The organism is Kitasatospora sp. NPDC056731, assembly GCF_040687675.1.
In the GTDB taxonomy this organism is placed as follows: Bacteria; Actinomycetota; Actinomycetes; order Streptomycetales; family Streptomycetaceae; genus Kitasatospora.
In genome coordinates this window covers 58,185-81,724 of the sequence record NZ_JBFBNR010000028.1, presented here as the reverse complement: position 1 = coordinate 81,724, position 23,540 = coordinate 58,185, and the positions used below count along the sequence as shown (strand labels likewise).

Here is a 23,540-nt window from a genome sequence, read left to right as displayed (position 1 = left end):
CATGCCCGACCAGCACGCCGCCGTCCCCCCGAAGCCCACCCCCCGACGGGACGCCGGGAGCCGGCGCAGCCCCCGGAACCTGCACCCGCTGGCCTGGTGGACCTGGGCGCTGGCCCTGGCGACGGCGGCCAGCCGCACCACCAACCCGCTGCTGCTCCTGCTCGTCCTCGCCGTGCTCGGCTACGTGGTCACCGCCCGCCGGACCGAGGCCCCGTGGGCGCGCGGGTTCACCTACTACCTGTGGCTGGCCCTGACCGTGGTGGCGATCCGGGTGGTGTTCCGGTGCGTCTTCGCCACCGGCATCACCCCGCACGACCACCTGCTCTTCTCGCTCCCGCACCTCCCCACGCCCGCCTGGTACGCGGGCATCCGGATCGGCGGGCCGGTCTCCCTGGAGGCGACTCTCTCCGCCGCCTTCGACGGGCTGCGCCTGGCCTGCCTGATCTGCTGTATCGGCGCCGCCAACACCCTCGCCAACCCCAAGCGCGCCCTGCGCGTGCTGCCCGGCGCCCTGTACGAGCTGGGCGTCGCCGTGACGGTGTCGCTGAGCGTCGCGCCGCAGCTGGTGCAGAGTGTCCAACGCGTCGCCCGGGCAAGGCGGTTGCGGGCCGGGCAGCGGAAGGGCGTCCGCGCGCTGCGCAGCATCGTCGTCCCGGTGCTGGAGGACGCGCTGGAGCGTTCGCTGCACCTGGCCGCCGCGATGGACTCGCGCGGCTACGGCCGCTCCGGCACCGCGACCCGCCGCTCCCGCCGCGTCACCGGCGCCCTGATGCTGCTCGGTATGTGCGGCCTGTGCGCCGGGGTGTACGGGCTCCTGGACGGAACCGCCCCCGCCGCCCTGGGGCTTCCGGCCTTCCTCGCGGGCGCCCTGCTCTGCGTGGCGGGGCTGATCCTCGGTGGTCGGCGCGTGCGGCGCACCACCTACCGGCCGGACCGCTGGCGGGCCGCCGAGTGGGCCGTCGCGGGCTGCGGGGTGATCGCCGCCGTTCTGCTGTTCGCCACCGTCGGCTACGCCGCCACGGATCTCAACCCCTCGCTCTACCCGCTCAGTTGGCCGAGCCTGCCGCTCGTCCCGGTGCTCGCCCTGCTGCTGGCCGGCGCCGCCGGGGTGATCGCGCCGCCGCCGGGCCGTACCCCGGTGCCCGCCACCGGGACCCGCCGCACCGGCACCGACCGCACGACCCCCGAGGTGAGCACGTGATCCGATTCGACCAGGTCGGCGTGGTGTACGACGGCGAGACCACCCCTGTCCTGCGCGACGTCGACCTGCACATCCCGGAGGGCGAGCTCTGCCTGGTGGTCGGCCGCACCGGCGTCGGCAAGTCGACCCTGCTCGGCGCCGTCAACGGCCTCGTGCCGCACTTCACCGGCGGCACCCTGCGAGGCAGGGTCACCGTGGACGGCCGGGACACCGCGCACCACCCGCCGCGCGAACTCGCGGACGTGGTGGGCGTGGTGGGGCAGGACCCGCTGGCCGGCTTCACCACCGACACGGTGGAGGAGGAACTGGCCTACGTCATGGAGCAGTTGGCCGTCCCGCCGGAGGTGATGCGCAAGCGCGTCGAGGAGACCCTCGACCTGCTCGGCCTCGCCGACCTGCGCCACCGCGCCCTGCACGAGCTCTCCGGCGGCCAGCAGCAGCGCGTCGCCATCGGCTCGGTGCTCACCGCGCACCCGCGCGTCCTGGTCCTGGACGAACCGACCTCGGCGCTCGACCCGACCGCCGCCGAGGAGGTGCTCGCGGCCGTCACCCGCCTGGTCCACGACCTCGGCGTCACCGTCCTGCTCGCCGAACACCGCCTGGAGCGGGTCGTCCAGTACGCCGACCGCGTCGCCTACCTGCCCGGTGACGGCACGGTCGTGCACGGGCCGCCCGCCGAGGTCTTCCGGCACACCGCGATCGCGCCGCCCGTCGTCGACCTCGGGCGGCTGGCCGGGTGGCGGCCGCTGCCGCTCTCCGTCCGGGACGCCCGGCGCGCCGCCGCCCCGCTGCGGGAGCGGCTCACCGATGTGCCCGTTCCTCCGCCGCGCCGGGCAGCGGTGGCGGGGGAGCGGGTGCTGGACGCCCGGGGGGTGGTCGTCCGGTACGGGCCGGTCGCCGCCGTCCGGGAGGTCGGGCTGGAGCTGCGGGCCGGCGAGGTCACGGCGCTGATGGGGCGCAACGGCTCGGGCAAGTCCTCGCTCCTGTGGGCCCTCCAGGGCTCAGGCCCGCGACAGGGCGGCAGCGTGCAGGTCTTCGGCGCCGACGGAGGGCCGGCCGCGGACCCCAAGCGGCTCTCCGCGACCAGGGCCCGGCAGCTCGTCGGGCTCGTCCCGCAGACCCCGACCGACCTGCTGTACCTGGAGACGGTCGCCCAGGAACTCGCCCAGAGCGACCTGGAGGCCCGCAGCGCCGCCGGCCCGACCGCAGCCGGCCAGACCGCAGCAAGCCCGACTACAGCAGGCCCGACAGCGCGCCAGATCCTCGACCGGCTCGCCCCCGGGATCCCCGACGGCACCCACCCCCGGGACCTCTCCGAGGGCCAGAAGCTGGCCCTGGTCCTGGCGATCCAACTGGCCGCCGCGCCAAGGGTGGTGCTGCTGGACGAACCCACCCGAGGGCTCGACTACCACGGGAAGGAGGCGCTCACCGGCATCGTGGACGCCCTCGCCGCCGAAGGCCGTACGGTCGTCGTCTCCACCCACGACGTCGAGTTCGTCGCCGCCGCCGCCGACCGGGTGGTGGTGATGGCCGAGGGCGAGATCGTCGCCGACGGCCCCACCGCCGAGGTCATCGTCGCCTCGCCCACCTTCGCCCCCCAGACCGCCAAGGTCCTCGCCCCGCTGCCCTACCTGACCACCCGGCAGGTGGCCGAGGCCCTGGAGCCCGCCGAGGCCGCCCGGTGAGCGCCGTCCGGATCCCCGGCCGGGCCCGCGTCGTCGCGGCCCTGGCCGCCTTCATCGGCCTGGTCGCCTTCACCTGGCCGTTCGTCGTCGCCCCCGGAAAGTTCGGCTCCTCCTACGCCCCGCCGCTGATCTTCGGCGCCCTGCTGGTCCTGGTGCTCGCCGTCGTCATCGCGGAGATCGCGGCCGGCGGCATCGACGCCAAGGCCCTCGCCATGCTCGGTGTCCTGTCCGCCGTCAACGCCGGGCTGCGCCCGCTCGGCGCCGGCACCGCCGGAGTGGAGACGGTCTTCTTCCTCCTCGTCCTGGCCGGCCGGGTCTTCGGCCCGGGCTTCGGCTTCGCCCTCGGCTGCACCTCGCTGTTCGCCTCCGCGCTGCTCACCGGCGGCGTCGGCCCCTGGATGCCGTACCAGATGTTCGGCTGCGCGTTCGTCGGCATGCTCGCCGGGCTCCTGCCGAGAACCCGACGGCGGCGCTGGGAGGTGGCGATGCTGGCCGCGTACGGGGCGTTCTCCGGGTACCTCTTCGGCTTCCTCCTCAACCTCTCCTTCTGGCCGTTCTCCACCGACCCGAACAGTTCCATCGCCTACCTGCCGGGGCTGCCCTTCACCGAGCAGTGGCACCGCTACCTGCTCTTCGACCTCGCCACCTCGCTCGGCTGGGACACCGGCCGGGCCGTCACCACCTTCACCGCCGTGCTCGTCGTCGGCCCGGCCGTCCTCACCGTCTTCCGCCGCGCGGCCCGCCGCGCCAACTTCGAGCCCATGGTGCGCTTCGAAGCCCCGGACGGTCGACGAGTCATCGCGAACGGCACCGCGAACGGCACCGCCGTCGGCTCCGCGAGCGGCTCCCCGAGCGGCGAGGGAGTCTCACCATGCGGACGGCTTCCGTGAATTCCGCGTCGGCCCCGGCGGTTTGCCCCTAAGCTGGCGGCGCAGCTGGTTCGTCCTGCCCGCCAGGCAGGACGTCGCAAGAGGGAACCCGGTGGGAATCCGGGACTGCCCCGCAGCGGTGAGTGGGAACGACCGCCGTCATACGCACTGGACCCGGGACGGGTCTGGGAAGCGATGGCCAGTAGGTACCGGACGCCAACAGGCCCGGTGCGCCCACGAGTCCGAAGACCTGCCCGTTGCCCGCCCGCGGACCGTTCCGCGTGCGGATATCCCGGTGACCTCGTGGGCGGGTCGGCGACCATACCAGGCGGGTCCGGCACGCGCATCGTCGCGAGCCGCCGTCCGGTTCGTCATCCCTTCGCGCTCTCGTCCCGTCCCCGGGCACTTGAGGAGCCAGACTCGCGAAGGAGAGTCCCTTGACCACGAAGTCCGCAGCCGCGGCAACCAGGGCCACCGTGCACGGCTACCCCCGGCAGGGCCAGGGCCGGGAGCTGAAGAAGGCCGTCGAGGGCTACTGGAAGGGCACGGTCACCGCCGACGCCCTGCAGGAGACGGCGGTCGGCCTGCGTCGGAAGAACTGGGCGCAGCTCGCCGGGGCCGGTGTCCTGGAAGTGCCCACCGGCGACTTCTCGCTCTACGACCACGTACTGGACACCACGGTCGCCGTCGGCGCGATCCCGCCCCGGCACCGGGATGCGGTCGAAATCGACGCGCTGGACGGCTACTTCGCCATGGCGCGCGGCACCCAGGAGGTCGCGCCGCTGGAGATGACCAAGTGGTTCGACACCAACTACCACTACCTGGTGCCCGAACTCGGCCCGGACACCGTCTTCACCGCGAACCCGGCCAAGGCCGTCGGGGAGTTCCGGGAGGCGCTGGTGCTCGGCCACACCGCACGCCCCGTGCTCGTCGGTCCCCTCACCTACCTGCTGCTCGCCAAGCCCGCCCCCGGTGTCGCCGAGGACTTCCAGCCGATCACCCTGCTGGACCGGCTGCTGCCCGTCTACGCGCAGCTGCTGGCGGACCTGAAGGCGGTCGGCGCCGAGTGGGTGCAGCTGGACGAGCCCGCGCTGGTGCAGGACCGCACCCCGGCCGAGCTGAACGCCGCCGCCCGCGCCTACCGTGAGCTGGGCGGCCTGGCGGACCGTCCGAAGCTGCTGGTCGCGAGCTACTTCGACCGTCTGGGCGAGGCCCTGCCGGTGCTGGCCAAGGCCCCGGTCGAGGGCCTGGCGCTGGACTTCACGGGGCCCGCCGCGGCGAACCTGGACGACCTGGCCGCCGTCGGCGGGCTGCCCGGCAAGCGGCTGGTCGCCGGGGTGGTCGACGGCCGCAACATCTGGATCAACGATCTGGAGAAGTCGCTGGCCACCCTGGCGACCCTGCTGGGCCTGGCCGAGCGGGTCGACGTCGCCCCGTCCTGCTCCCTCCTGCACGTGCCGCTGGACGCCGCCGCCGAACGCGACGTCGACCCGCAGATCCTGCGCTGGCTCGCCTTCGCCCAGCAGAAGGCCAGGGAGGTGGCGCTGCTGGCCCGGGGCCTGCGCGAGGGCACGGGGGCGATCGCCGCCGACCTGGCCGCCAACCGCGCCGACCTCGCCTCGCGCGCCAACTCGCCCATCACCCACGACCCGGCGGTGCGCGCCCGCACCGCCGCCGTCACCGACGCGGATGCGCGCCGCGCCCAGGCCTATCCGCAGCGGGCCGAGGCCCAGCGTGCCCGGCTCGGCCTGCCGCTGCTGCCGACCACCACCATCGGCTCGTTCCCGCAGACCTCCGAACTGCGGGTCGCGCGGGCCGACCTCACGGCGGGCCGGATCGACGCGGCGGCCTACCGGGAGCGGATGGAGACCGAGGTCCGGGAGGTCATCGCCTTCCAGGAGAAGGCCGGACTGGACGTCCTGGTGCACGGCGAGCCCGAGCGCAACGACATGGTCCAGTACTTCGCCGAACAGCTCACCGGCTACCTCGCCACCCGGCACGGCTGGGTCCAGTCCTACGGCACCCGGTACGTGCGCCCGCCGGTCCTGGCCGGGGACATCTCCCGCCCGCACCCGATGACCGTCGACTGGTTCCGCTACGCGCAGGGCCTGACCGACCGCCCGGTCAAGGGCATGCTCACCGGCCCCGTCACGATGCTCGCCTGGTCCTTCGTCCGCGACGACCAGCCGCTCGGCGACACCGCCCGCCAGGTCGCCCTCGCCCTGCGCGACGAGGTCACCGACCTGGAGGCCGCGGGCGCCGCCGTAGTCCAGGTCGACGAGCCGGCCCTGCGCGAGACCCTGCCGCTGCGCGCCGCCGACCGCCCGGCGTACCTGGCGTGGGCCACCGAGTCCTTCCGCCTGGCTACCTCGGGCGTCCGCGCCGATACCCAGGTCCACACCCACATGTGCTACGCCGAGTTCGGCGCGATCATGACGGCGATCGACGAGCTCGACGCGGACGTCATCTCGCTGGAGGCCACCCGCTCGCACATGGAGGTCGCCGGAGAGCTCGCCGGGGCCGGCTACCCGCGCGAGGTCGGCCCGGGCGTCTGGGACATCCACTCCCCGCGCGTCCCCAGCACCGAGGAGGCCGTGGAACTGCTGCGCGCGGGCCTGGCCGCCATCCCCGCCGAGCGGCTCTGGGTCAACCCCGACTGCGGCCTGAAGACCCGCGGCTGGACGGAGACCCGCGCCTCGCTCGACAGCCTCGTCGGCGCCGCCCGCCACCTGCGCGCGGAACTCGCCGGCTGACCCGCCGGCGACACGCCCCGGCCGGGCACCGCACACCCCGCGGCGCCCGGCCCGTTTCACCCGGACCCGGGAAGCCCCAGGTTCTGGTAGATCTCCGTCGTCACCGTGGAGAAGTTCATGGTCATGAAATGCAGCCCGGGAACTCCCTCGGACAGCAGGCGCCGGCACATTCCGGTGGCGTGATCGATGCCGATCGACCGGACGGCCTTCGGGTTGTCCTGCTGCCTCAGCATGCTTTCGGAAAGCCCATCGGGAATGGCTGCGGTGGTCAGTGTCGGAATCCTCCGAAGTGACCGGATACTGGTCACCGGCATGATCTCCGGAATGACCGGAACGGTGCAGCCGGCCGATTCCAGTCGATCCCGGAAACGGAGGTAGCTGTCCACGTCGAAGAACATCTGGGTGATGGCGTAGTCGGCTCCCGCCCGGCACTTCTCGATGAAGTGCCTGATCTCGAAATCCCAGTCGGGGGACCTCGGGTGCAGGTCGGGGAACGCGGCCACGCCGACGCAGAAGTCGCCGGACTCCTTGATCAGCCGCACCAGGTCGGCGGCGTACTCCACCCCGTCGGGGTGGCGGTGCCAGGTGCCCAGCGGATCGCCCGGCGGGTCGCCGCGCAGCGCCAGGATGTTGCGAACCCCCTGGTCAGCGTAGTGGCCGAGGATGTTCCGCAGTTCGGCGACGCTGTGGCCGACCGCGGTCAGGTGGGCGGTCGGCGTGAGGGTGGTCTCCTGCGCGATGCGGCCGGTGACGTTCACCGTCCGCTCCCGCGTCGACCCGCCGGCGCCGTAGGTCACCGAGACGAAGGTGGGGGACAGCGCTTCCAGGCGCCGGATCGCATTCCACAGGCCGACCTCCGCTTCGGCGCTCCGGGGCGGCATGAATTCGAAGGAAGAGGAAAGCCTGCCGGTCGCGAGGAGTTCGCGGATGGAGGTCGCCCGATCCGTGCGCGTGGAGGGGATTCCGAGTTTCATGGCAGGAGGTTAACCAGCCGGGCTCCCGGTAGTCCTCAAGTGTCCACCCTGTGATACGAATTTTCCCGGGACGCGAGTGGGGAGGCGTGCGGAGTGAGGCGGCACAATGTGGGCATGAAAAGACCTTCGCAGGTATTGTCGGGGCTGCCCGAATGGGACCGGTGCGCGGTGATGGGAGTCGTGAACGTGACCCCCGACTCGTTCTCGGACGGCGGCCGCTGGCTGGACCCGGGGCGCGCGGTGGACCGAGGACTGCTGCTGGCCGAGCAGGGCGCCGACATCGTGGACGTCGGCGGCGAGTCGACCCGGCCGGGAGCGACCAGGGTGTCCGAGGAGGAGGAACTGCGCCGGGTCCTGCCGGTGGTGCGCTCGCTCACCGACAAGGGTGTCCTGGTCAGCATCGACACGATGCGGGCCCGGGTCGCCGAAGCGGCGGTGGAAGCCGGCGCCCGGATCATCAACGACGTCAGCGGGGGCCGGGCCGACGCGGGCATGGCCGGCGCCGCGGCCAGGGCCGGAGTGCCCTTCGTCGTCATGCACTGGCGCGGGCAGTCCGCCCGCATGGACGAGCTGGCCGCGTACGAGGACGTCGCGGCCGAGGTGATCCGTGAGGTCGCACGGCAGATGGACACGGTGGTGGCGGCCGGGGTCGACCCCTCCCAGGTCATCGTGGACCCCGGCCTCGGCTTCGCCAAACGCCGACAGGACGACTGGGCGCTGCTGGCATCGCTCGACGCCTGGCGCGTGCTGGGGCGCCCGCTCCTGGTGGCGGCCTCGCGCAAGCGCTTCCTGGGCGAGCTGCTGGCCGACCCGCGGACGGGCGAGGCCCGTCCGGCCCGTGAACGCGACGCGGCCACCGCGGCGGCCAGCGTCCTGGCCGCCGCGCAGGGCGCGTGGGCGGTGCGGGTGCACGAGGTCCGGGACACGGCCGACGCCGTCCGGGTCGAGGCCGCGATCCGAACCAACCGGGCCTGAGAGAGGAAGTACGCGCCATGCCACGTCCGACCGGGCGGAAGATCTACGCCCACGCCAGCGCGCCCGCCCGCCGGCGGGCGGGCGCCTGGCGGTCGAGCCGGACCGCCGCAGCCGCGTTCCCTACGCCGTGCTCGGTGACAGCCCCGGCACCGGGCGCTGGCCGGGGCCGTCGTAGCGGGCGAGCGGGCGGATCAGCGAGTTGTGGGCGAGCTGTTCGGTGATGTGGACGGTCCAGCCGGTGATGCGGCTCATCACGAAGAGGGGGGTGAAGACGGGGGTGTCGAAGCCCATCAGGTGGTAGGCGAGGCCGGCGGGGTAGTCGAGGTTGGGGTGGATGCCCTTGCGTTCCAGCATTGCCTCGCGCAGTGCGGCGTGCAGGGCGGCCAGCCGGGCCGTCTCGGGGTCGGTGCTGCGGGCCACCAGGTCGTCCAGGGCGGCCTGCATGATCGGGACGCGGGAGTCGCCGTGCCGGTAGACGCGGTGGCCGAAGCCCATGATCTTCCGCTTGGCGGCGAGTGCCTCGTCGAGCCACCGCACGGCCCGGGCGGTGTCGCCGATCTCCTCCAGCATGTGCATCACGGCCTCGTTGGCGCCGCCGTGCAGGGGGCCCTTGAGTGCGCCGATCGCGGCGGTGACGGCGCTGTAGAGGTCGGAGAGGGTGGAGGTGACGACGCGGGCGGTGAAGGTGGAGGCGTTGAAGCTGTGCTCGGCGTACAGCACGAGGGAGATCTCGAAGCAGCGGACCACCTCGGGGGCGGGCACCGCGCCGAAGCACATGTGGAAGAAGTTCTCCGCGTAGCCGAGCTCGGGGTCCGGCGGGATGGGCGCGAGGCCCTGGCGGCGGCGCTGGTCGGCGGCGACGACGGTGGGCAGTTTCGCCAGCAGGGTGAGGGACTTGGCGAGGTGGGGCGCGGGGCGGCCGTCGTCCTCGGTGGGGTCCTCGGCGCCGAAGAAGCTGACGGCGGTGCGCAGCACGTCCATCGGGTGGCAGGTCTCGGGCAGCTTGGCGAGCAGTTCGGCGGTGGTGCGGTCGAGCGGGCGCAGGGCGGCCTCGCGGGCCCGGAACTCCCGGAGCTGTCCGGGGTCGGGCAGTTCGCCGTGCCACAGCAGGTACGCGACTTCCTCGAAGGAGCGGTGGGCGGCGAGGTCCTGGACGGGGTAGCCGCGGTAGGTGAGGGAGTTGGTCTCCTGGATGATGGTGGAGATCCCGGTGGTGTCGACGACGACACCGGCGAGGCCGCGGTGGATCCCGGGTGCGGTGGTGGGCATGGCTGGTCTCCGATGCGGGGTCAGGCGCCGGGCGGGAGGGTGAAGTCGAAGACGGCCGAGTCGAAGGCCGCGTAATCCTGGTAGCCGAGGAGTTCGTACAGCCGGGAGCGGGTCTGCATCCGTGGCAGCAGCGACTCCTGGGTGCCCTCGGCGGCGAGGGTGCGCAGGCCGTCCTCGACCGCGCCCATGGCCAGGCGCAGCAGGGTGACGGGGTAGAGCGCGATCTCGTACCCGAGGTCCTGGAGGGTGCGGGCGTCGAGCAGCGGGGACTTGCCGAACTCGGTCATGTTGGCGAGCAGCGGGACGTCGACGGCCTTGCGGAAGGCCTCGAACTCGGCCTCGTCGGCGAGGGCTTCGGGGAAGATCGCGTCGGCTCCGGCGTCGACGTAGGCCTTGGCCCGGTCGATTGCGGCGCGCAAGCCCTCGACGGAGCGGGCGTCGGTGCGGGCCATCAGCAGGAAGTCGGGGTCGCGCCGGGCGTCGACGGCGGCGCGCAGGCGGCGGGTCATGTCCTCGCGGGGGACGACCGCCTTGCCGTCGAGGTGGCCGCAGCGCTTGGGGTTGACCTGGTCCTCCAGGTGCAGGCCGGCGAGGCCGGCGTCCTCCATCAGCTGGACGGTGCGGGCGGCGTTCATGGGCTCGCCGAAGCCGGTGTCGGCATCGATCAGGACGGGCAGGTCGGTGGCCCGGGCGGTCTGCTGGGCGCGGGTGGCGACCTCGGTGGCGGTGGTGAGGCCGATGTCGGGCAGGCCCAGGTCGGCGGCGAGGACGGCGCCGGAGAGGTAGGCGGCCTCGAAGCCGAGGTCCTGGATGAGCCGGGCGGAGAGCGGGTTGAGCGCGCCGGGCATCGTCAACAGCCGTCCGGTGGCGAGGCGTTCGCGTAGGGCGCGGCGGCGCTGGGCGGGGGTGGTGCGGGTGTGCAGCATCAGAACAGGCCCTTCGGGAGGAGCGCGTCGAACGCGCGCACGGCCTCGGTGTCGACGGCCGGGAACAGCTCGTCCAGGTCCGCGGCCTTCAGCTCGGCGAGATCGGCGGCGGCTGTCAGGAAGCGGTCCTGATCGGCGGGGGAGACGACGCCCTCGGCCAGGGTGCGGAACTTCCGCTCGTACGCGGGGCGGTCGAAGGGGCGCGCGCCGGCCGGGTGGGCGTCGGCGACGGCCAGCTCGTCCTCGATCGCGGTGCCGTCGTCCAGGGTGATCACCACGCGCCCGCCGAAGGCCCGGCGCTGCGGATCGGGGTCGTGGTAGCGGCGGGTCCACTCCGGGTCCTCGACCGTGGTGATCTTCTGCCAGAGCGTCACGGTCTCGGGGCGTTGGGCCCGCTCGGGGGCGTAGGACCGCTCGTGGTGCCAGCCGCCGTCCTCCAGGGCGACGGCGAGGATGTACGGGATGGAGTGGTCGAGGGTCTCCCGGCTGGCGCGCGGGTCGTACTTCTGCGGGTCGCCCGAGCCGGAGCCGATGACGTGGTGGGTGTGGTGGCTGGTGTGCAGGACGACCGAGCGCACCTTCTCCAGCGGCCCGGCCTTCTCGCGCAGCCGCCGGGCCAGGTCGATGATCGCCTGGGCCTGGTACTCGGCGGAGTGCTCCTTGGTGTAGGTGTCCAGGATCGCCCGCCTCGGCTCGCCGGGCGCGGGCAGCAGCACGGTGTAGTCGGACTGCGGGCCGTCGAGCATCCAGGCGAGGAAGCCGTCCTCACCCTCGTAGACGGGGGACGGGGAGGTCTCGCCCCGCATCGCCCGGTCCACCGCCTCGATCGCGGCCTTGCCGGCGAAGGCGGGGGCGAAGGCCTTCCAGCTGGAGATCTCGCCCTTGCGGGACTGCCGGGTGGCCGTCGTGGTGTGCACGGCCTGCTGCACCGCCTGGTACACCGTCTCGGTCGGCAGCCGCAGCAGCGCGCCGAGCCCGCAGGCGGTCGCCGCGCTCAGGTGCGCGACGTGGTCGATCCGGTGGGCGTGCAGGCAGATGCCCCGCACCAGCGCGACGTGGACCTCGTAGGCGGCGACGATGCCGCGCAGCAGGTCCGCCCCGCTGCGGCCGGTGTGCTGGGCGGCGGCCAGCAGTGGCGGGATGTTGTCGCCGGGGTGGGAGTAGTCGGCGGCGAGGTAGGTGTCGTGGAAGTCCAGCTCGCGCACCGCCGTGCCGTTGGCCCAGGCCGCCCACTCCGGCGAGACCCGGGTCAGGCTGCCGAACACCCGGGCACCCGGCGCGCCGCGGTGGGCGAGCGCCTGGGCGCGGGCCACCGCCACGGGCCGGCGCAGCAGCGACGCGACGGCCACCGCCGCGTTGTCGATCACCCGGTTGACGGCCATGCTCACGCCGGCCGGGTCCAGCTCCTCGGTGCCGGTGCCGGTGGCGACGGCGGCGAGCTTCCAGGCGAGCTGCTCCTCACGCGGCAGCCGGTCGGCACTGGGGTGGACGCGGACGTGGTGCTCGATCACGGGACTCCTCGGGGGCGTTCGACGGCTCTCGGGCTTGCATGATCGAGCCTGCGCGTCGGACGGCCGATGATCCAGCATGCCAATCGGTGGAATCCGTACGGCGGATTCCTGCGAAGCTGCGAAACCTGCGAACCGCCGGGCTCCCCGCGGCGGACCGGGACAGCACAGCGCCCCGGAGAGCGCGCGGGTGGCGCGTTCTCCGGGGCGGTGGGCGTAGCGGGCGCTGAGCGGGCCGAGAGCCCGTCAGACCGAGGGGTGTGCGTGGAACCCCCGCCCGCTCTTGCGGCCGAGCAGTCCGGCTTCGACCATGCGGGAGAGCAGGGGCGGCGGCGCGTAGAGCGGTTCCTTGTACTCGTCGTACATGGACTCGGCGATGGCCTGCACGGTGTCCAGGCCGATGAGGTCGGCGAGTTGGAGCGGGCCCATGGGGTGGGCGCAGCCGTGGACCATGCCGGCGTCGATGTCCTCCGGGCTGGCGTGGCCGGCCTCGGCCATCCGGACGGCGGAGAGCAGGTAGGGCACCAGCAGGGCGTTGACGTTATGGGGGTCTTTCAGTTCTGTCCGTTGTCCGCTGTGCAGGACTCACCCAGGTTCCCTGCTTGTCACTGATCAGCGGCACACTGCGCACATGAGTACTGATCCACATGCCGTCCGGATGACCCTCGATCTGACCTGGGTCGAATCCATGGGTGGTCCGCTGATCGTCGTCCCGGTGTCCGCACTGCAGTACTGGGGTGGCTGCACCGAGGACGGCATGATCATCGGTGACAACGACCAGTCGGACGACTACGACCGGGCCTGCGGGGTCGAGGGCCTGGCCGAGGTGATCGGCCTGCGCGGCTGCAGCCACGTCTCGGCACTGGTGCTGGGCGACGAGCCCGCCACCACCTGCTACCTGCCCGAGCAGAGGGCCTTCGTGCGCTGGCTCGCCGCCGACTCCGACGCCGAGCTGCTCGCCGCTGCCGAAACGGCGCTGAACGACCCGGCGACGCCGTGGGAGGAGTGCGGTCTCTGGGAGACCGACGGGTCGGCAGTCCTCATGGACTCCGCCGAGGCCGGCAAGAACCTCGGCGTGCTTTACCCGGACGGCAGGGGCGAGCCGGACCAAGCCCCCGTTCACCTGCCCGCAGGACGCTGGAGGGTCCGCGCGTTCCAGAAGACCGGCGACTCCCCTTGGATCAGCGTGGTTCAGCTCCTTCTACAGGTCGACGGCCAGTCGACAACGGCTCCTTGACTCGCACACCGAGCTCGCACCCGCAACTCCAGAGGCACGGACGCTGGGACGGATCCGAAGGCCCCACAACACCCAACGGGCGCTCACGATCGGTACGAGGCGTCGTGATACCTGCGCAGCCGGGGGCCACGGATCTCGGGCAGCCCGACCAGGGTGTCCCTGAAGGCGCCGTCGTGGGGTTCCAGGAGCAGCCAAGGGCGCGATGGCATTGGGTAGTCGTCGCGCAGGACGCCCGCCGGGAGCGCCCCGGTGGCAGGCATCGGCGAGGTCTCCCCGGGGCTGGTGAGGTAGGCCCAGACCCCGCTGTCCAGCGGCACCACCGTCGCCTTGAGGCCGGGCGGACGCCACGGCTCGCCCGTGCCGGGATGGCGGGGGACGAGCAGGACGTCGGGGAGGGGCCACGGCTCGGGAATGCCCGGGCCGGCCAGTCCCACCGAGCGGGGGTCGGGCCCGGGCGGGAGGTAGCGGGCCACGGCGTGGCCGAGCAGGTCGGTGACGGAGCCGGCGGGGAGGGTCACCGGGTGATTCTCGGTGGCCGCCACGAGGTGGGCCAGAGCGACGCCGACCGCGGCCTCCCAGCGGCGGCTCCACGACCCGTCGGGTTCGACGGGCGGGACGCGATGTTCGGCACGTTCCAGGTCTGCCCAGCCGGGCAGCAGGCCGTCCGGGAGCCCCGAGGGACTGCAGAGGACCGCGCCGGGCTCCAGCCACACGGTCTGCCACGAGCCGCAGTCGTCGATCCGGGTCGCCACGGCCCGGCCGCACCCCGCACAGGCCAGATTGGGCCCGGCCCGGCCGTCCACGCCCCGGCAGTAGCCCTCGCACTTCTCCAGGATCAGAGTCATCGACCGGGAGTCACCGGGTGCGATGACGATCCTGCCCCGCGCGCCGAAGGAGACGGAGTACACCGGGGCGTACACGCCCTGGCGGGCAGCCGCTTCCTCTCCGACTTCCTGCCACAACCGCCAGGGCGGCCCGGTGGGCCGGGGGTCGACGGCGTACGTCCCCGGCTCCATCAGCGGAGGATGCAGTTCCTCCCAAGCACCGTGGTCGGTGTGGACGGGTAGTGCGACCCGGGACACCGGTGCCGTCAGCTCGGTGCAGCACCCGGCACACGCGAACACGTCCAAACAAGCTCCCCCCGCTGCGGTTCACCGGGATTGTGCCTCGCCCGCGGCGGAGGATCCATCGGATTTCGGAGCGGATCCAGGGGCTTCCGGGGGCGCTTCATCTCCGGGGTTGATGACGGGTCGGCGCCGACCGGGTCGACGACCGCACCAGGCCGGGGCAGCAGGTGGCTACTTCGGGGTCATGCGGAGCCTTCAGTTCTGTCCGTCGTCCGCGTTGTGGAGGCGGCGTTCGGCAAGGCTGGTCACCCCGCTCAGCGCTTGCAACTCGTCCTCCAGGGCGGCCTTGTCTACGGTCAGCTGGCGGATCGCTTCGGCGTAGATGCGGACCAGCTTGCGCAGGTCGCTGTTCTCTCGCCGGAGACGGGCGTTCTCGTCGGCCCGGGCGCTGTTCTTCGGGGTCGTGGCCGAGCGGTGCCGGTCGGCAAGCCGGGTCTTGAACCAGGCGATCAGTTCCGGGTAGTTGCGGTAGAAGGTCGCGTGGGTGACGCCGAGGCGCTTCTCGACGTTGGTGACGGTGGCGCGCCGGCCGGCTGCCTCACTCTCGGCGAGTTCGGATTCCATCGCGGTGCGGGCCTGCTCGTCGGTGGGCAGGTGGTGGCTCACGGTGTCTCCGTCTTGGTGCCCGGGCCGGTGACGGCGGTTTCGGTGAGGAAGTCGGCGAGCTCCTGTCGGCGGGTTTGGAGCCGGTGCCGGACGAACGGCGCCAGTTGGTCCGCGCGGGCGAGTTCCTGGTCGTGGGCGTCCAGAGCTGCTCGCAGGTGGGCGGTGTTCTCGGCGGACAGGGCGACGTTGCGGCACCGTAGGGGCTGGCAGTCCGACAGTGATGGGCCGGCCTTGCCGTCGTCCCGGCGGCACAGGGCCCGGTCGGGATTGTGGACACAGGTGACGTACCGGCCCGGGTAGATGTGGGGGTCGTGGCGGGTCATGTGGCGTTGGAGCCGCTTGGCGTCGTTGATGACCTTGCCCTGGAACTGGACATGCCGCTCGAACTCGGCGAGACGGCTCTCCGCCTCGGCCGCGGCTGGTCCGGTGAGGCGGTGGAACTCGTCGCTGGTGATCAGGTCGCCGAGTTTCTCGCCGCGGGCGATCGCCTCCTCGGACTCGACCTCGTCGCGGAACCCGGAGTCGGAGGTACCGGCGTAGCCCTCGAACATCTGCACACGCAGGTGCCGGTACTGCAGGGCGCCGGCGATGACGCCGCCGGGACGGCGGGCGATGAACCAGGCCAGGGTGCGGCGGAACTGGCTGGTGGTGATGCGCCACTCCCGGCCGTCGACCAGCGGGACGGCATCGTCGCGGCCGGCGCCTCGGCAGTAGTCGTTGATCCAGTCGCGGAACTCCTGCAGGTCGGCGTTGGTCGTCTTCGTGGTACGGGCCTCGTTGAGGCCGTGCTGTGCCGTGTAGCCGGGCGAGGACGGCAGCAGCGCGAACAGGTACACCTGCCGCACGGGCTGGAGCCGCTCCAGTACCTCGACGGCCCGCTGGGCGGGCGCGCTGATCACCCAGGTGGCGTCGGCGCCGTTGTGGTCCGTCTCGCCCTTGAAGGCCCGGCCGTGCAGCCTGCGGCGCACGATCCGCCCGCTCTCGTCGCGCCAGACCTGAACGCAGCCGCGCTTCAGGTGCTTGACTACTGGCGGAGGGGTTGTATTCCGCCCGTGCACTATTCCTGCCTACTCGCCCGGCTGGCGTGACTCCAGGACAAGCGCCTTGAGCGTTCCCCTGGTCGTAACGATCATCTCTCCATCCCCAAGATCTCGGAGGGCACTGATCCTGTGTGCGTGGGGTGATCTCTCCATGACCTGTCCATCCGGTCGCAGGCGGAAGAGTGCGCCTTCGCTGGCCACGACGAACCCGTCATCCGCTTGAATCACACCGCTCACCAGTGGCTGTCCGACATCCACCCGCCACAGTGTCGATCCGGCGTTGGGGTCGGCGGCGAGGTAGCCGGCGCGCGGCTGCCGCAACCACACAACGCCGCCGACGAACACTGCAGCCTCAGCAACCAGGTCGGCGTCATGGCGGATGAGCTCATCGACAGCGCCTGATGACAGCTGAAGGAGCATCAGGGACCCTGGGCCGCAGCGTGCGAGACAGTGATCAGGGCCGACGGCGGTGAACACCGGGCGAAGCTCACCATCAGTCAATGGCTCGGGCAACTGCCAGCGAATCATCTCACTGCCGTCGCGTGGATCGATCAGCCACGCCTCCGGACCATGGCCCAACAGCACACCGCCGCCCCACGACAGCGGAAGCGCCGTATGTGCAGGCAACGGCGTCTGCCACAAAGGCCGCCCGTCCCGGAGATCGAACGCGGCCAGGGGGGTGTAGCCGCGCCAGCCACCGACGAGAACGGTGTCTGTGACAGTGACGACATGTCCGGAGAAGCGAGGCAGCTCGACGTGCCACAAAGCTGCCCCCGTCCTGAGATCGAGGCAGGACAGCAGGTTGGGGCTCTGCGGCAGGACCAGGCAACGGCCATCGGCTATCACGAGGTTGCGCGGCCATGTGCCTATGGGGGCATCCCAGCGGACGGAGCCGTCTTCTCGGTCTAAGCAGACCAGGCGGGTGCGGCGCTCGTGCACGACGACGCAGTCTTCCGTCACGAGGAACGACGAAGCGGAACCCCTTTGGTGGAGCTCTCGCTCCCACAGCGTCTCCCTGATCATCCGCCTAGTGGACCAGGCAAGCGCCCGTTGCAGCAAACGCATCAATTCCAGGGGACGTGCCCGCGCGAACGGGGCCTGATGCCACGTCGGTCTCAGCTTGAACAGGCGTTTCCGTGCTCAGAGCGGCTCACAATACTGGCGGGAGGGGGTTATTCCGACTGTGCACTATTCCCACTTCTCCCGCATGATCCTCGTCAGAGCCCGTTCAGCTCAGCCCGCTTCCAGCGAGTCGGCCCGCCGCTTCAGGTCTGCCGCGATGTCGTCCCAGTCCGGTCCATGCAGCCAGAGGTTTTCGGCGGCCTCTCGCAACAGCGCCGGCTCGTCCGGCCGCTGCAGGAGCACCAGGCGGTAGGCCAGGTTGCGGACCCAGACCGGCAGATGGCCGTCGACCCCGTGCGGGCTCAGCTCACCCAGCATGGCGAGGATCGAATCTGCGTCAGCGAAGGTCAGCTCTTCGACGAAGTAGTGTTCCTGGTGGTCGCCGTCGCACTTCGGCGCGGGTCGGTACTCGTCTCCGTAGAGGCACCGGGCGTGCTCCGTCAGGGTGCTGTGCATGCCCTGGAGCCTATGCCGCCTTGATCCGCCGGACAGAGCCTGTCCGGACCGCTCCGCGATGATGATCCGTTGGGCGATGACCGGAATGATGCCTCGGCGTCTCTCAGCCGCCCATCTGCGAGGATCGCACAGTGCTGCGAACCGTTGAGATCACCGCCGAACTGACAGTGCCCCTCCGAGGTGAGGTCTTCCACAACCTCCACTGGCAGAAGAAGCTGGACCTGAGCTTGGACTGCTTCACCTGTGAGCGCACCGGGCGCACTACTCACTTCCGATATGGCGAGGAATGCGCCGTTTGTTCAGGTAGTCAGAGAGCGGAGCATCCGGCTGCGGCTCGTGTTGCCGCCTTCGATATCACCGACGAGCGGGAGCGGACGGTGCTCCGGGCTGTCGTCGACTACTGGTGGGCGCCGTTCCACGACATCAAGCGGGACCAGCCAGCGACCACGCGGACGCGTGCGCCATGGGTCCGGCTGTACCTGGGATACCGCTGCCCGGAATCACAGCAGGCCGAAGCGTTCAGTATCCAGAGCAACATGGTTCGCCCCGTGAGCCAAGCCTGTACCCGCTGTGCTCACCCGCTTGCCACCAGCGCTCAGTCCCCCAACATCCGCTTGATGTCCTGATCCTCACCGCCATACATTCCGGTCGACGCATAGCGGCGTTCAATTGGGGGTTCCGGTGGTAAGAGACAAGCTGAGCGACCACCTTTGAGCCTAGACTCTGCCGATGATCGAGATCCTCGACAACCTGCACATGCTGTCCCGGCCACACCTCGACCTCACGACTGTCGAGATGGACGGCATAGCCCTGGGGGCAGCAGCCACCAGCGTCCCGCGCCGGAGCATCATCCAGGCCCAGAGCTCCGTCGTCGCCCAGTACCGCGGCGGGAGCGACATCGATAGTGAGTACTACGACGCCGACGGACGGCGGCTGACCCTCGACGAGGTCGTCAACCATGCTGCCCGGTCAGATGGATTCTTGTACTGTGCCGACAAGCTCACCTACAAGGTTCGAGCCGGGGCGATCGTCGGCTTCACGATCTACGGCCCTCATTTGTCCCACTTCGCCCACCTGACCTCTTATGAGGAGCTCCTGGCTGCGTTCGGCAACCCCGACCAGGCGCACGAAGACGAGGCATACGGCGACCTCATGGGCTATGACAACTACTACTGGGGCGCGCAGAAGCATGTGAGGTGGGACGCCTGGGACCAGCGAGTGAGCCTGATCAATCTGGGCGCCTTCGAGGGAAACACAGGCCCGTGACCAGAAGTGCCAGAGCCAGGCCGCGTCTCGGCGGCCTGTTCCGGCATGATCTTGATGGGGCCGGTGCCCGTTATGGAACTGCCGTACTGCGGCATCAGAAGGCGCTCGGAGCTGGCCCATCCCACGCCCAGCGACTCGGCCAGTGCTTCGTATCGTCGCTCGACATCACTGGCGAGGCCGAAGGCGCACCCCTGCCCCTATGACTCGGCGGGGGCGAGATGCCACACGCCGTGGTCCAGGTTGAGTGTCGCCACGCGGTCGGCCCGTTCCGGCAGATCCTGGCCGAGACGCCACCGCTGGGACAGGGCCGACAACTTGACGGTCACCATGGTCACGGATGCGGTCCCGACGGCTCCGATCCAATGCGGACTCTCACGAATCAGCTGCTCTGGCAGCGCATTGTCCGGTTCCGGAACCCTCACTGACGAGGCTCCATCGGCACCGATCAAAGCGGAGCCGGCCAGCAAGGCCAGAAGCCGGCCGAGGACCGATGCGGGCATGGCCGGATCCATCGATTCGACCGCCAAGTAGCAGTCGTCGTGCCCGGAGAACCAGAAACGCGAGCCGTCGAGGCGAGGCAGGACCGGCTCGTCACCAGTAGCCGTGCCGATGACCAGAGTGAGCTCATCAAGCCGCTCAGGGGTCGCCCCCGCCGGCACGTCGACCAGCGACAGCTCATAGGGCGACCAGTCGCTGCTCAGGAATCGGGGCAGGCTATCCCGGTGCATCACCAGGAACTCCTCGCCGAGCTCGATAGAGTCAGAGGCCCATGCCCCGACTGGGTGGACGGTACAGTCGACCCCTTGCTCCGCAGCGATCAGAGACGGCCGCCATTGCTGGTAGTCCTCGTTCAGGAAACTATTCGTCGCCAGGTTCACGACGACGACCATGTCGTTCGCCGTGCGGGTCAGCACATCGATCAACTCTCCGGCCCGGGCGGCCGCCGCACTGACCAACCACGAGCCGCCAGCCTCCCGGACACTGAAACTCAACGGGAACGGCAGACGCTCCAGCCCCACACAGTTGACGTTGAATGCCCCGTGGCGCTCCACCTCGATCACTTTCGCATCCCATATGAACTCGCCCGCACCATGACCTGTGCAGACCATCATCCCCTCGGACCCGTCAGCGGTGTGGTGCGGCTCCCGCACTTCAGCTCGCACGCCGACGAGCGGATCCCTCCGGGGTGAAGGTGAAGCCGTCCGTGAACAGGGTGCCGCCGTCCCGGAAGGCCCAGAGGACTGGTTCGGCATGGACGGAGGCTGACGACGAGCTCGGACTCGTGGCGAAGCTGTTCCAGAGGTGGAAGCAGAGCAGGGTGTCGTCACGTCGGTCGGTCGCGTAGGCCAGCGTCTTGGGGTAGTTGGGGTTGTTCCCTCCGAAGAGGATCGAGGGTGGGCCGAACCTCGTGACGACGTCGCTGAGGAGACGGTCCTCGCGGCACCAGGACTCGCTGATGCGGCGGAGCTCGTCGTACTCAGCCGAGGTGAGGGTCCGGTCGAGTTGCAGCCATCCCTGACGGTGTGCGATCTCGGCGTAGACCGAGGCCACGGCGCCCTCGTGTGCATCACCCCAGAGATCCTGGAAGGCTCCGCGCACGCCGGTGGAGGAGGATCCTCGGCGGGTTTGCAGGTCCTTCAGTTCCTCCTGCCATTCCTGGTCGGCGTCGGCGGCGAACGCCACTGCGTCGAGGTAGAGCCTGAGCGCAGTCTCCCCGCCGTACATCCCCGGCCGACGCAAGGCGTCGTTCAAGTGCGTGAGTAGGTATTCGCGCACTTCTTGGGCTGTGCGCCCGTCGTTGTGGCCAGTCGTGTCGGTCATCGTCTGTCCTCCTGTTGGTCCGCGGTCCGAGCCGCGAGGTACTCGGCCCAGTCGCGTCGGGCGTAGGCGACCCAGCGGAGTGCGGTGTGGCGGTGCATCCCGGTCACGTCGGCGAGGATCGGGCTGGGCAGATCGGCGGCGAGGGCAGCCAGCGCCGCGTTGCGGGCGGTGCGGACCGGGATGCCGTGGCGGCCCAGCTTCTGGGTCATGCCGTGCGTCGAGATCGGCTTGCCCGGAACCATCCCGGGGAAGAGCCACTGGGGACCCGGGCGGGCTCGCGAGAGCTGTGGCCGCAGCTGGGGCTGCTCGGCGAGGTGCCGAAGGAGCCCGGCGAGCAGTGGGGGCAGCAGGACGGGGTGGCGACCCAGGACCAGGTGGGTGTGCCCGTCGCCGACCTTGAGGTGCTCAGGCGTCAGATGGCAGAGGCGTTCGGTGGACGGGCCGAACAACAGAGTGATCGCGCCAGCGGCCCGGACGTCCATGGGCAGGGCATCGTCGGTCAGGCAGCGCTGGAGGAGCGGCCATCGGTCGTCCTCGTCGAGCAGGTCCTGGGGCTCCTGCCGCGGGATGGAAGGGACGGTCAGTTCACGGGTGAGCCGACGGCCCGTGGTCCATTTCAGGAAGTAGCGGATGAGGTAGCACCGTTGGCTGGTGGCTCCGGTGATCCACTCGTCGACGTGCTCCTGGGCGAGGTCGGCGAGGTCCAGGCCGCGTTGGTCCATCCAGGCCAGGAAGTCCAGGGCGACGCTGACGCGGCGACGCAGGTCGCGGTCGGCCGAGGCGGGATGGCGGCGGACAGCGGCCCGCTGGCGTGCCCGCCGCAGCAGGAACCAGTGCAGGAACGGGCGGGCGAGGTTGGCGTGAGCCGCCGGCTTGTCCGCGAGTTCGTGCTCCAGCCAGCCGGGGATGCGTTCGAGGTCCTCATGGCGTTCGCCCAAGACGCCTGTGTGGACGAGGAGTTGACGGATATAGCGCTGATTCTGGCTGGGCGGGAGTCCGTCCAGGAGTTCGTGTGTGAGCTCGTGGCCGTCGGTCGTGAGCCGGGCGAGGAGCTTGGTGTTGGGGCTCTCTTTGATCCACTGGATGGCGGGGAACGGTGAGGGGGCGTCCGCCAGTGCGGCTGCGAGCGGTTCCAGCTGCGGCGCGACGGTTCCGTCGGGACCGGCCAGCAGGGCGTTGACCCGCTCGGCGAGGACGCAGTGAGCGCACCGGCCGCGGCTGTGGGGGTTGCCCGCCCGGCCGCACTGGCGGCAGGTGTAGTCGGCGGCGAAGCCGACGCAGGGTCCGCAGACCGCGGCGCCGTGGTTGTCCCGCGCGATCAGCGGCTGGACCATGCCGCATCGGGCGCACTCTGCCGGTGACCGGAGCACGGCGGTGTAGCAGGTCATGCAGACCGGCCCGATCGGCCATCGGGTGTTGACCGGCTTGGTCCGACCGCAGCGGGCGCACTGCTCGCCGGTGCGGTGCCGCTGGTAGCAGGTGGCGCAGATCGGCTCGCCTTGCTGGTCGCGGCTCGCGCAGGGACGGACCCGGCTGCAGATCGAGCAGGTCACCTCGGGGCCCTGGTAGCAGCCGTCGCAGAGGTCAGGCTGCCCGTCGCGCGCGTTGCGGGCGATGCGCTTGAGCTGCCCGCACCGACCACAGGGACGCCGTGGCCGGCGGTGGCGGTTGTAGCAGAGGTGGCAGAGCGCGCCGTCGGCGTCGACGAGGGCCGCGGCTGCGGTCTTACCGCAGCTCGCACAGGTGTGCATCGGGCGCTTCCAGCATTTGATGCACAGCCCGCGACCGTCGTCACGTCGCACCACCAGGTGGCGGAGCTCACCGCAGTCGGCGCACTCCTCGAACGTGGCGGGGTCCGCGCGGTAGCAGCGGTGGCAGATCGGGCCCTCGGGGCGCCGGGCAGTGACGCGCTGGCCGTCACGGTGGCAGCGTGCGCAGGTTTCGCCTTGCCGACTTCGGGCGTCGCACGAACCACAGACCCGCCCTTCGGGGCGGAGTTGTCGCAGGTCAGCACGGATCTTTCCGCAGTGCGCGCATCCGGGGCGGACGACCGGGTGCCCGGCTTCGTGCAGCACCTGGGCCAGCCGCAGCAGGACCGGTGGGCAGAGGGAACTGCCCGAGGTCAAGGCATCGGGATGGGCGGCCATATGGTCGGCCAGCTCTTCGAGGAACCGCGCGGCCCCGCGCACGGGGATCGGCACCGCCGCTTCCAGTACTGCTGTCGCCTCGGCGGTGCTGAGGACCGGCAGGGCCCGGGTGACCTGGCCGATGGCGGCGTTGGTGGCGGCTTCCATCCGCGCCGCCTGGGCGGCGAGACGGGCGACGACCGATGGGGCGGTCGGCGAGGGCGCGGTCACAGTCCCTCCGGGCGGCGGATCGAGGTCCGGCGCACGGCCGGAAGGGGGCCAGGCGCCTCACCGCCTGCGGTCTTGCGTACCTCCTCGTTGACGACCTGGATCTCGATGAGGTCGTTGGGCTGGCAGTCGAGGATGTCGCACAGAGCCGCGAGGGCGTCCATCGACAGCCGCTGCGGCGGCTGCGTGACCAGGCGGAAGACCTGCTCGCGCGAAAGATTGACGCCCCGTTCGGCCAGCAGCGGCACCAGGTCGGTGGTCTGGAACATCTCCCGGTCGGCCATGAGCTTGCGCAGGTTCCAGCGGTAGCCCATCTTCTTGATCACTTCGGGTCCTCCCAGATGCCAGGGA

General features: G+C 71.1%; 21 protein-coding genes, 1 pseudogene and 1 riboswitch. Of the genes and pseudogenes, 8 read left to right on the top strand and 14 right to left on the bottom strand.

All coding sequences use genetic code 11. The annotated features are described in order from the left end of the window. Position 1 precedes the first annotated feature (1 nt). From AB0R04_RS26340 to metE, 4 genes are all read left to right on the top strand, one after another. Positions 2 to 1,201 carry a CbiQ family ECF transporter T component gene (locus AB0R04_RS26340; RefSeq protein WP_363375353.1) on the top strand — a complete coding sequence of 400 codons (1,200 nt, stop codon included), beginning with the start codon at positions 2 to 4 and terminating at the stop codon, positions 1,199 to 1,201. After that, positions 1,198 to 2,886 carry an ATP-binding cassette domain-containing protein gene (locus tag AB0R04_RS26335; RefSeq protein WP_363375351.1) on the top strand — a complete coding sequence of 563 codons (1,689 nt, stop codon included), beginning with the start codon at positions 1,198 to 1,200 and terminating at the stop codon, positions 2,884 to 2,886. The genes AB0R04_RS26340 and AB0R04_RS26335 overlap by 4 nt, the downstream gene beginning before the upstream one ends. Then, complete coding sequence (locus tag AB0R04_RS26330; RefSeq protein ID WP_363375348.1) at positions 2,883 to 3,776, top strand: ECF transporter S component; 894 nt, start codon at positions 2,883 to 2,885, stop codon at positions 3,774 to 3,776. Before AB0R04_RS26335 ends, AB0R04_RS26330 begins: the two co-directional genes overlap by 4 nt. Positions 3,777 to 3,805: 29 nt before the next feature. Then, positions 3,806 to 4,028: riboswitch (cobalamin riboswitch) on the top strand. A 164-nt stretch (positions 4,029 to 4,192) separates the two neighbouring features. Beyond that, positions 4,193 to 6,508 carry a 5-methyltetrahydropteroyltriglutamate--homocysteine S-methyltransferase gene (gene metE, locus AB0R04_RS26325; protein ID WP_363375347.1) on the top strand — a complete coding sequence of 772 codons (2,316 nt, stop codon included), beginning with the start codon at positions 4,193 to 4,195 and terminating at the stop codon, positions 6,506 to 6,508. Between the two features lie 56 nt (positions 6,509 to 6,564). On the opposite strand, the gene metF is transcribed toward metE, so the two are convergent. Then, positions 6,565 to 7,482 (bottom strand): methylenetetrahydrofolate reductase [NAD(P)H], encoded by a 918-nt coding sequence (gene metF / locus AB0R04_RS26320; protein WP_363375345.1) that lies wholly within the window; start codon positions 7,480 to 7,482, stop codon positions 6,565 to 6,567. Between the two features lie 114 nt (positions 7,483 to 7,596). On the opposite strand from metF, the gene folP reads away from it, so the two are divergent. Continuing rightward, the gene (folP, locus tag AB0R04_RS26315) at positions 7,597 to 8,457 is read left to right on the top strand and encodes a dihydropteroate synthase (RefSeq protein WP_363375342.1); all 861 of its coding nucleotides are present in this window, start codon (positions 7,597 to 7,599) and stop codon (positions 8,455 to 8,457) included. A 120-nt stretch (positions 8,458 to 8,577) separates the two neighbouring features. Here the strand turns inward: folP and AB0R04_RS26310 are convergent, their stop codons facing one another. From AB0R04_RS26310 to AB0R04_RS26295, 4 genes and pseudogenes are all read right to left on the bottom strand, one after another. Then, a complete protein-coding gene (locus AB0R04_RS26310; RefSeq protein WP_363375339.1) occupies positions 8,578 to 9,726 on the bottom strand; it encodes a bifunctional 2-methylcitrate synthase/citrate synthase in 1,149 nt (382 codons plus the stop codon). Positions 9,727 to 9,746: 20 nt separating this feature from the next. Beyond that, the gene (prpB, locus tag AB0R04_RS26305; protein ID WP_363375336.1) at positions 9,747 to 10,652 is read right to left on the bottom strand and encodes a methylisocitrate lyase; all 906 of its coding nucleotides are present in this window, start codon (positions 10,650 to 10,652) and stop codon (positions 9,747 to 9,749) included. Next, positions 10,652 to 12,163 (bottom strand): MmgE/PrpD family protein, encoded by a 1,512-nt coding sequence (locus tag AB0R04_RS26300; RefSeq protein ID WP_363375333.1) that lies wholly within the window; start codon positions 12,161 to 12,163, stop codon positions 10,652 to 10,654. The genes prpB and AB0R04_RS26300 overlap by 1 nt, the downstream gene beginning before the upstream one ends. 243 nt (positions 12,164 to 12,406) lie before the next feature. Further along, positions 12,407 to 12,700: pseudogene (locus AB0R04_RS26295) on the bottom strand (3-hydroxyacyl-CoA dehydrogenase family protein); the annotation flags it as partial. A 91-nt stretch (positions 12,701 to 12,791) separates the two neighbouring features. On the opposite strand from AB0R04_RS26295, the gene AB0R04_RS26290 reads away from it, so the two are divergent. After that, positions 12,792 to 13,397 (top strand): Imm21 family immunity protein, encoded by a 606-nt coding sequence (locus AB0R04_RS26290; RefSeq protein WP_363375330.1) that lies wholly within the window; start codon positions 12,792 to 12,794, stop codon positions 13,395 to 13,397. Positions 13,398 to 13,480: 83 nt separating this feature from the next. Here AB0R04_RS26290 and AB0R04_RS26285 read toward each other — a convergent pair whose 3' ends face one another. From AB0R04_RS26285 to AB0R04_RS26265, 5 genes are all read right to left on the bottom strand, one after another. Continuing rightward, complete coding sequence (locus AB0R04_RS26285) at positions 13,481 to 14,413, bottom strand: hypothetical protein (RefSeq protein ID WP_363375328.1); 933 nt, start codon at positions 14,411 to 14,413, stop codon at positions 13,481 to 13,483. Positions 14,414 to 14,719: 306 nt separating this feature from the next. Next, on the bottom strand, positions 14,720 to 15,130 hold the full coding sequence (locus AB0R04_RS26280; RefSeq protein ID WP_363375326.1) for a hypothetical protein: 411 nt from the start codon (positions 15,128 to 15,130) through the stop codon (positions 14,720 to 14,722). Then, positions 15,127 to 16,098, bottom strand: a complete 972-nt coding sequence (locus AB0R04_RS26275) for a hypothetical protein (protein ID WP_363375324.1) — start codon at positions 16,096 to 16,098, stop codon at positions 15,127 to 15,129. The genes AB0R04_RS26280 and AB0R04_RS26275 overlap by 4 nt, the downstream gene beginning before the upstream one ends. A gap of 99 nt (positions 16,099 to 16,197) precedes the next feature. Next, positions 16,198 to 17,193, bottom strand: a complete 996-nt coding sequence (locus AB0R04_RS26270) for a PQQ-binding-like beta-propeller repeat protein (protein ID WP_363375321.1) — start codon at positions 17,191 to 17,193, stop codon at positions 16,198 to 16,200. A 210-nt stretch (positions 17,194 to 17,403) separates the two neighbouring features. Beyond that, positions 17,404 to 17,748, bottom strand: a complete 345-nt coding sequence (locus AB0R04_RS26265) for a hypothetical protein (RefSeq protein ID WP_363375319.1) — start codon at positions 17,746 to 17,748, stop codon at positions 17,404 to 17,406. 131 nt (positions 17,749 to 17,879) lie between these two features. Between AB0R04_RS26265 and AB0R04_RS26260 the strand changes: the two genes are divergently transcribed. Together AB0R04_RS26260 and AB0R04_RS26255 are read left to right on the top strand one after the other, a co-directional pair. After that, the gene (locus AB0R04_RS26260; RefSeq protein ID WP_363375317.1) at positions 17,880 to 18,374 is read left to right on the top strand and encodes a hypothetical protein; all 495 of its coding nucleotides are present in this window, start codon (positions 17,880 to 17,882) and stop codon (positions 18,372 to 18,374) included. A 103-nt stretch (positions 18,375 to 18,477) separates the two neighbouring features. After that, positions 18,478 to 19,014 carry a hypothetical protein gene (locus AB0R04_RS26255; protein WP_363375315.1) on the top strand — a complete coding sequence of 179 codons (537 nt, stop codon included), beginning with the start codon at positions 18,478 to 18,480 and terminating at the stop codon, positions 19,012 to 19,014. 197 nt (positions 19,015 to 19,211) lie between these two features. Here AB0R04_RS26255 and AB0R04_RS26250 read toward each other — a convergent pair whose 3' ends face one another. Genes AB0R04_RS26250 through AB0R04_RS26235 form a run of 4 tightly spaced genes read right to left on the bottom strand, consistent with a single transcriptional unit; the run spans position 19,212 to position 23,515 of the window. Then, positions 19,212 to 20,177 carry a hypothetical protein gene (locus AB0R04_RS26250; RefSeq protein ID WP_363375312.1) on the bottom strand — a complete coding sequence of 322 codons (966 nt, stop codon included), beginning with the start codon at positions 20,175 to 20,177 and terminating at the stop codon, positions 19,212 to 19,214. After that, positions 20,167 to 20,835, bottom strand: coding sequence for a hypothetical protein (locus tag AB0R04_RS26245; protein ID WP_363375310.1), 669 nt, complete (start codon positions 20,833 to 20,835; stop codon positions 20,167 to 20,169). Before AB0R04_RS26245 ends, AB0R04_RS26250 begins: the two co-directional genes overlap by 11 nt. After that, positions 20,832 to 23,192, bottom strand: coding sequence for an XRE family transcriptional regulator (locus AB0R04_RS26240; RefSeq protein WP_363375308.1), 2,361 nt, complete (start codon positions 23,190 to 23,192; stop codon positions 20,832 to 20,834). The genes AB0R04_RS26245 and AB0R04_RS26240 overlap by 4 nt, the downstream gene beginning before the upstream one ends. After that, on the bottom strand, positions 23,189 to 23,515 hold the full coding sequence (locus tag AB0R04_RS26235; protein ID WP_363375305.1) for a helix-turn-helix transcriptional regulator: 327 nt from the start codon (positions 23,513 to 23,515) through the stop codon (positions 23,189 to 23,191). The genes AB0R04_RS26240 and AB0R04_RS26235 overlap by 4 nt, the downstream gene beginning before the upstream one ends. Positions 23,516 to 23,540: the final 25 nt, after the last annotated feature.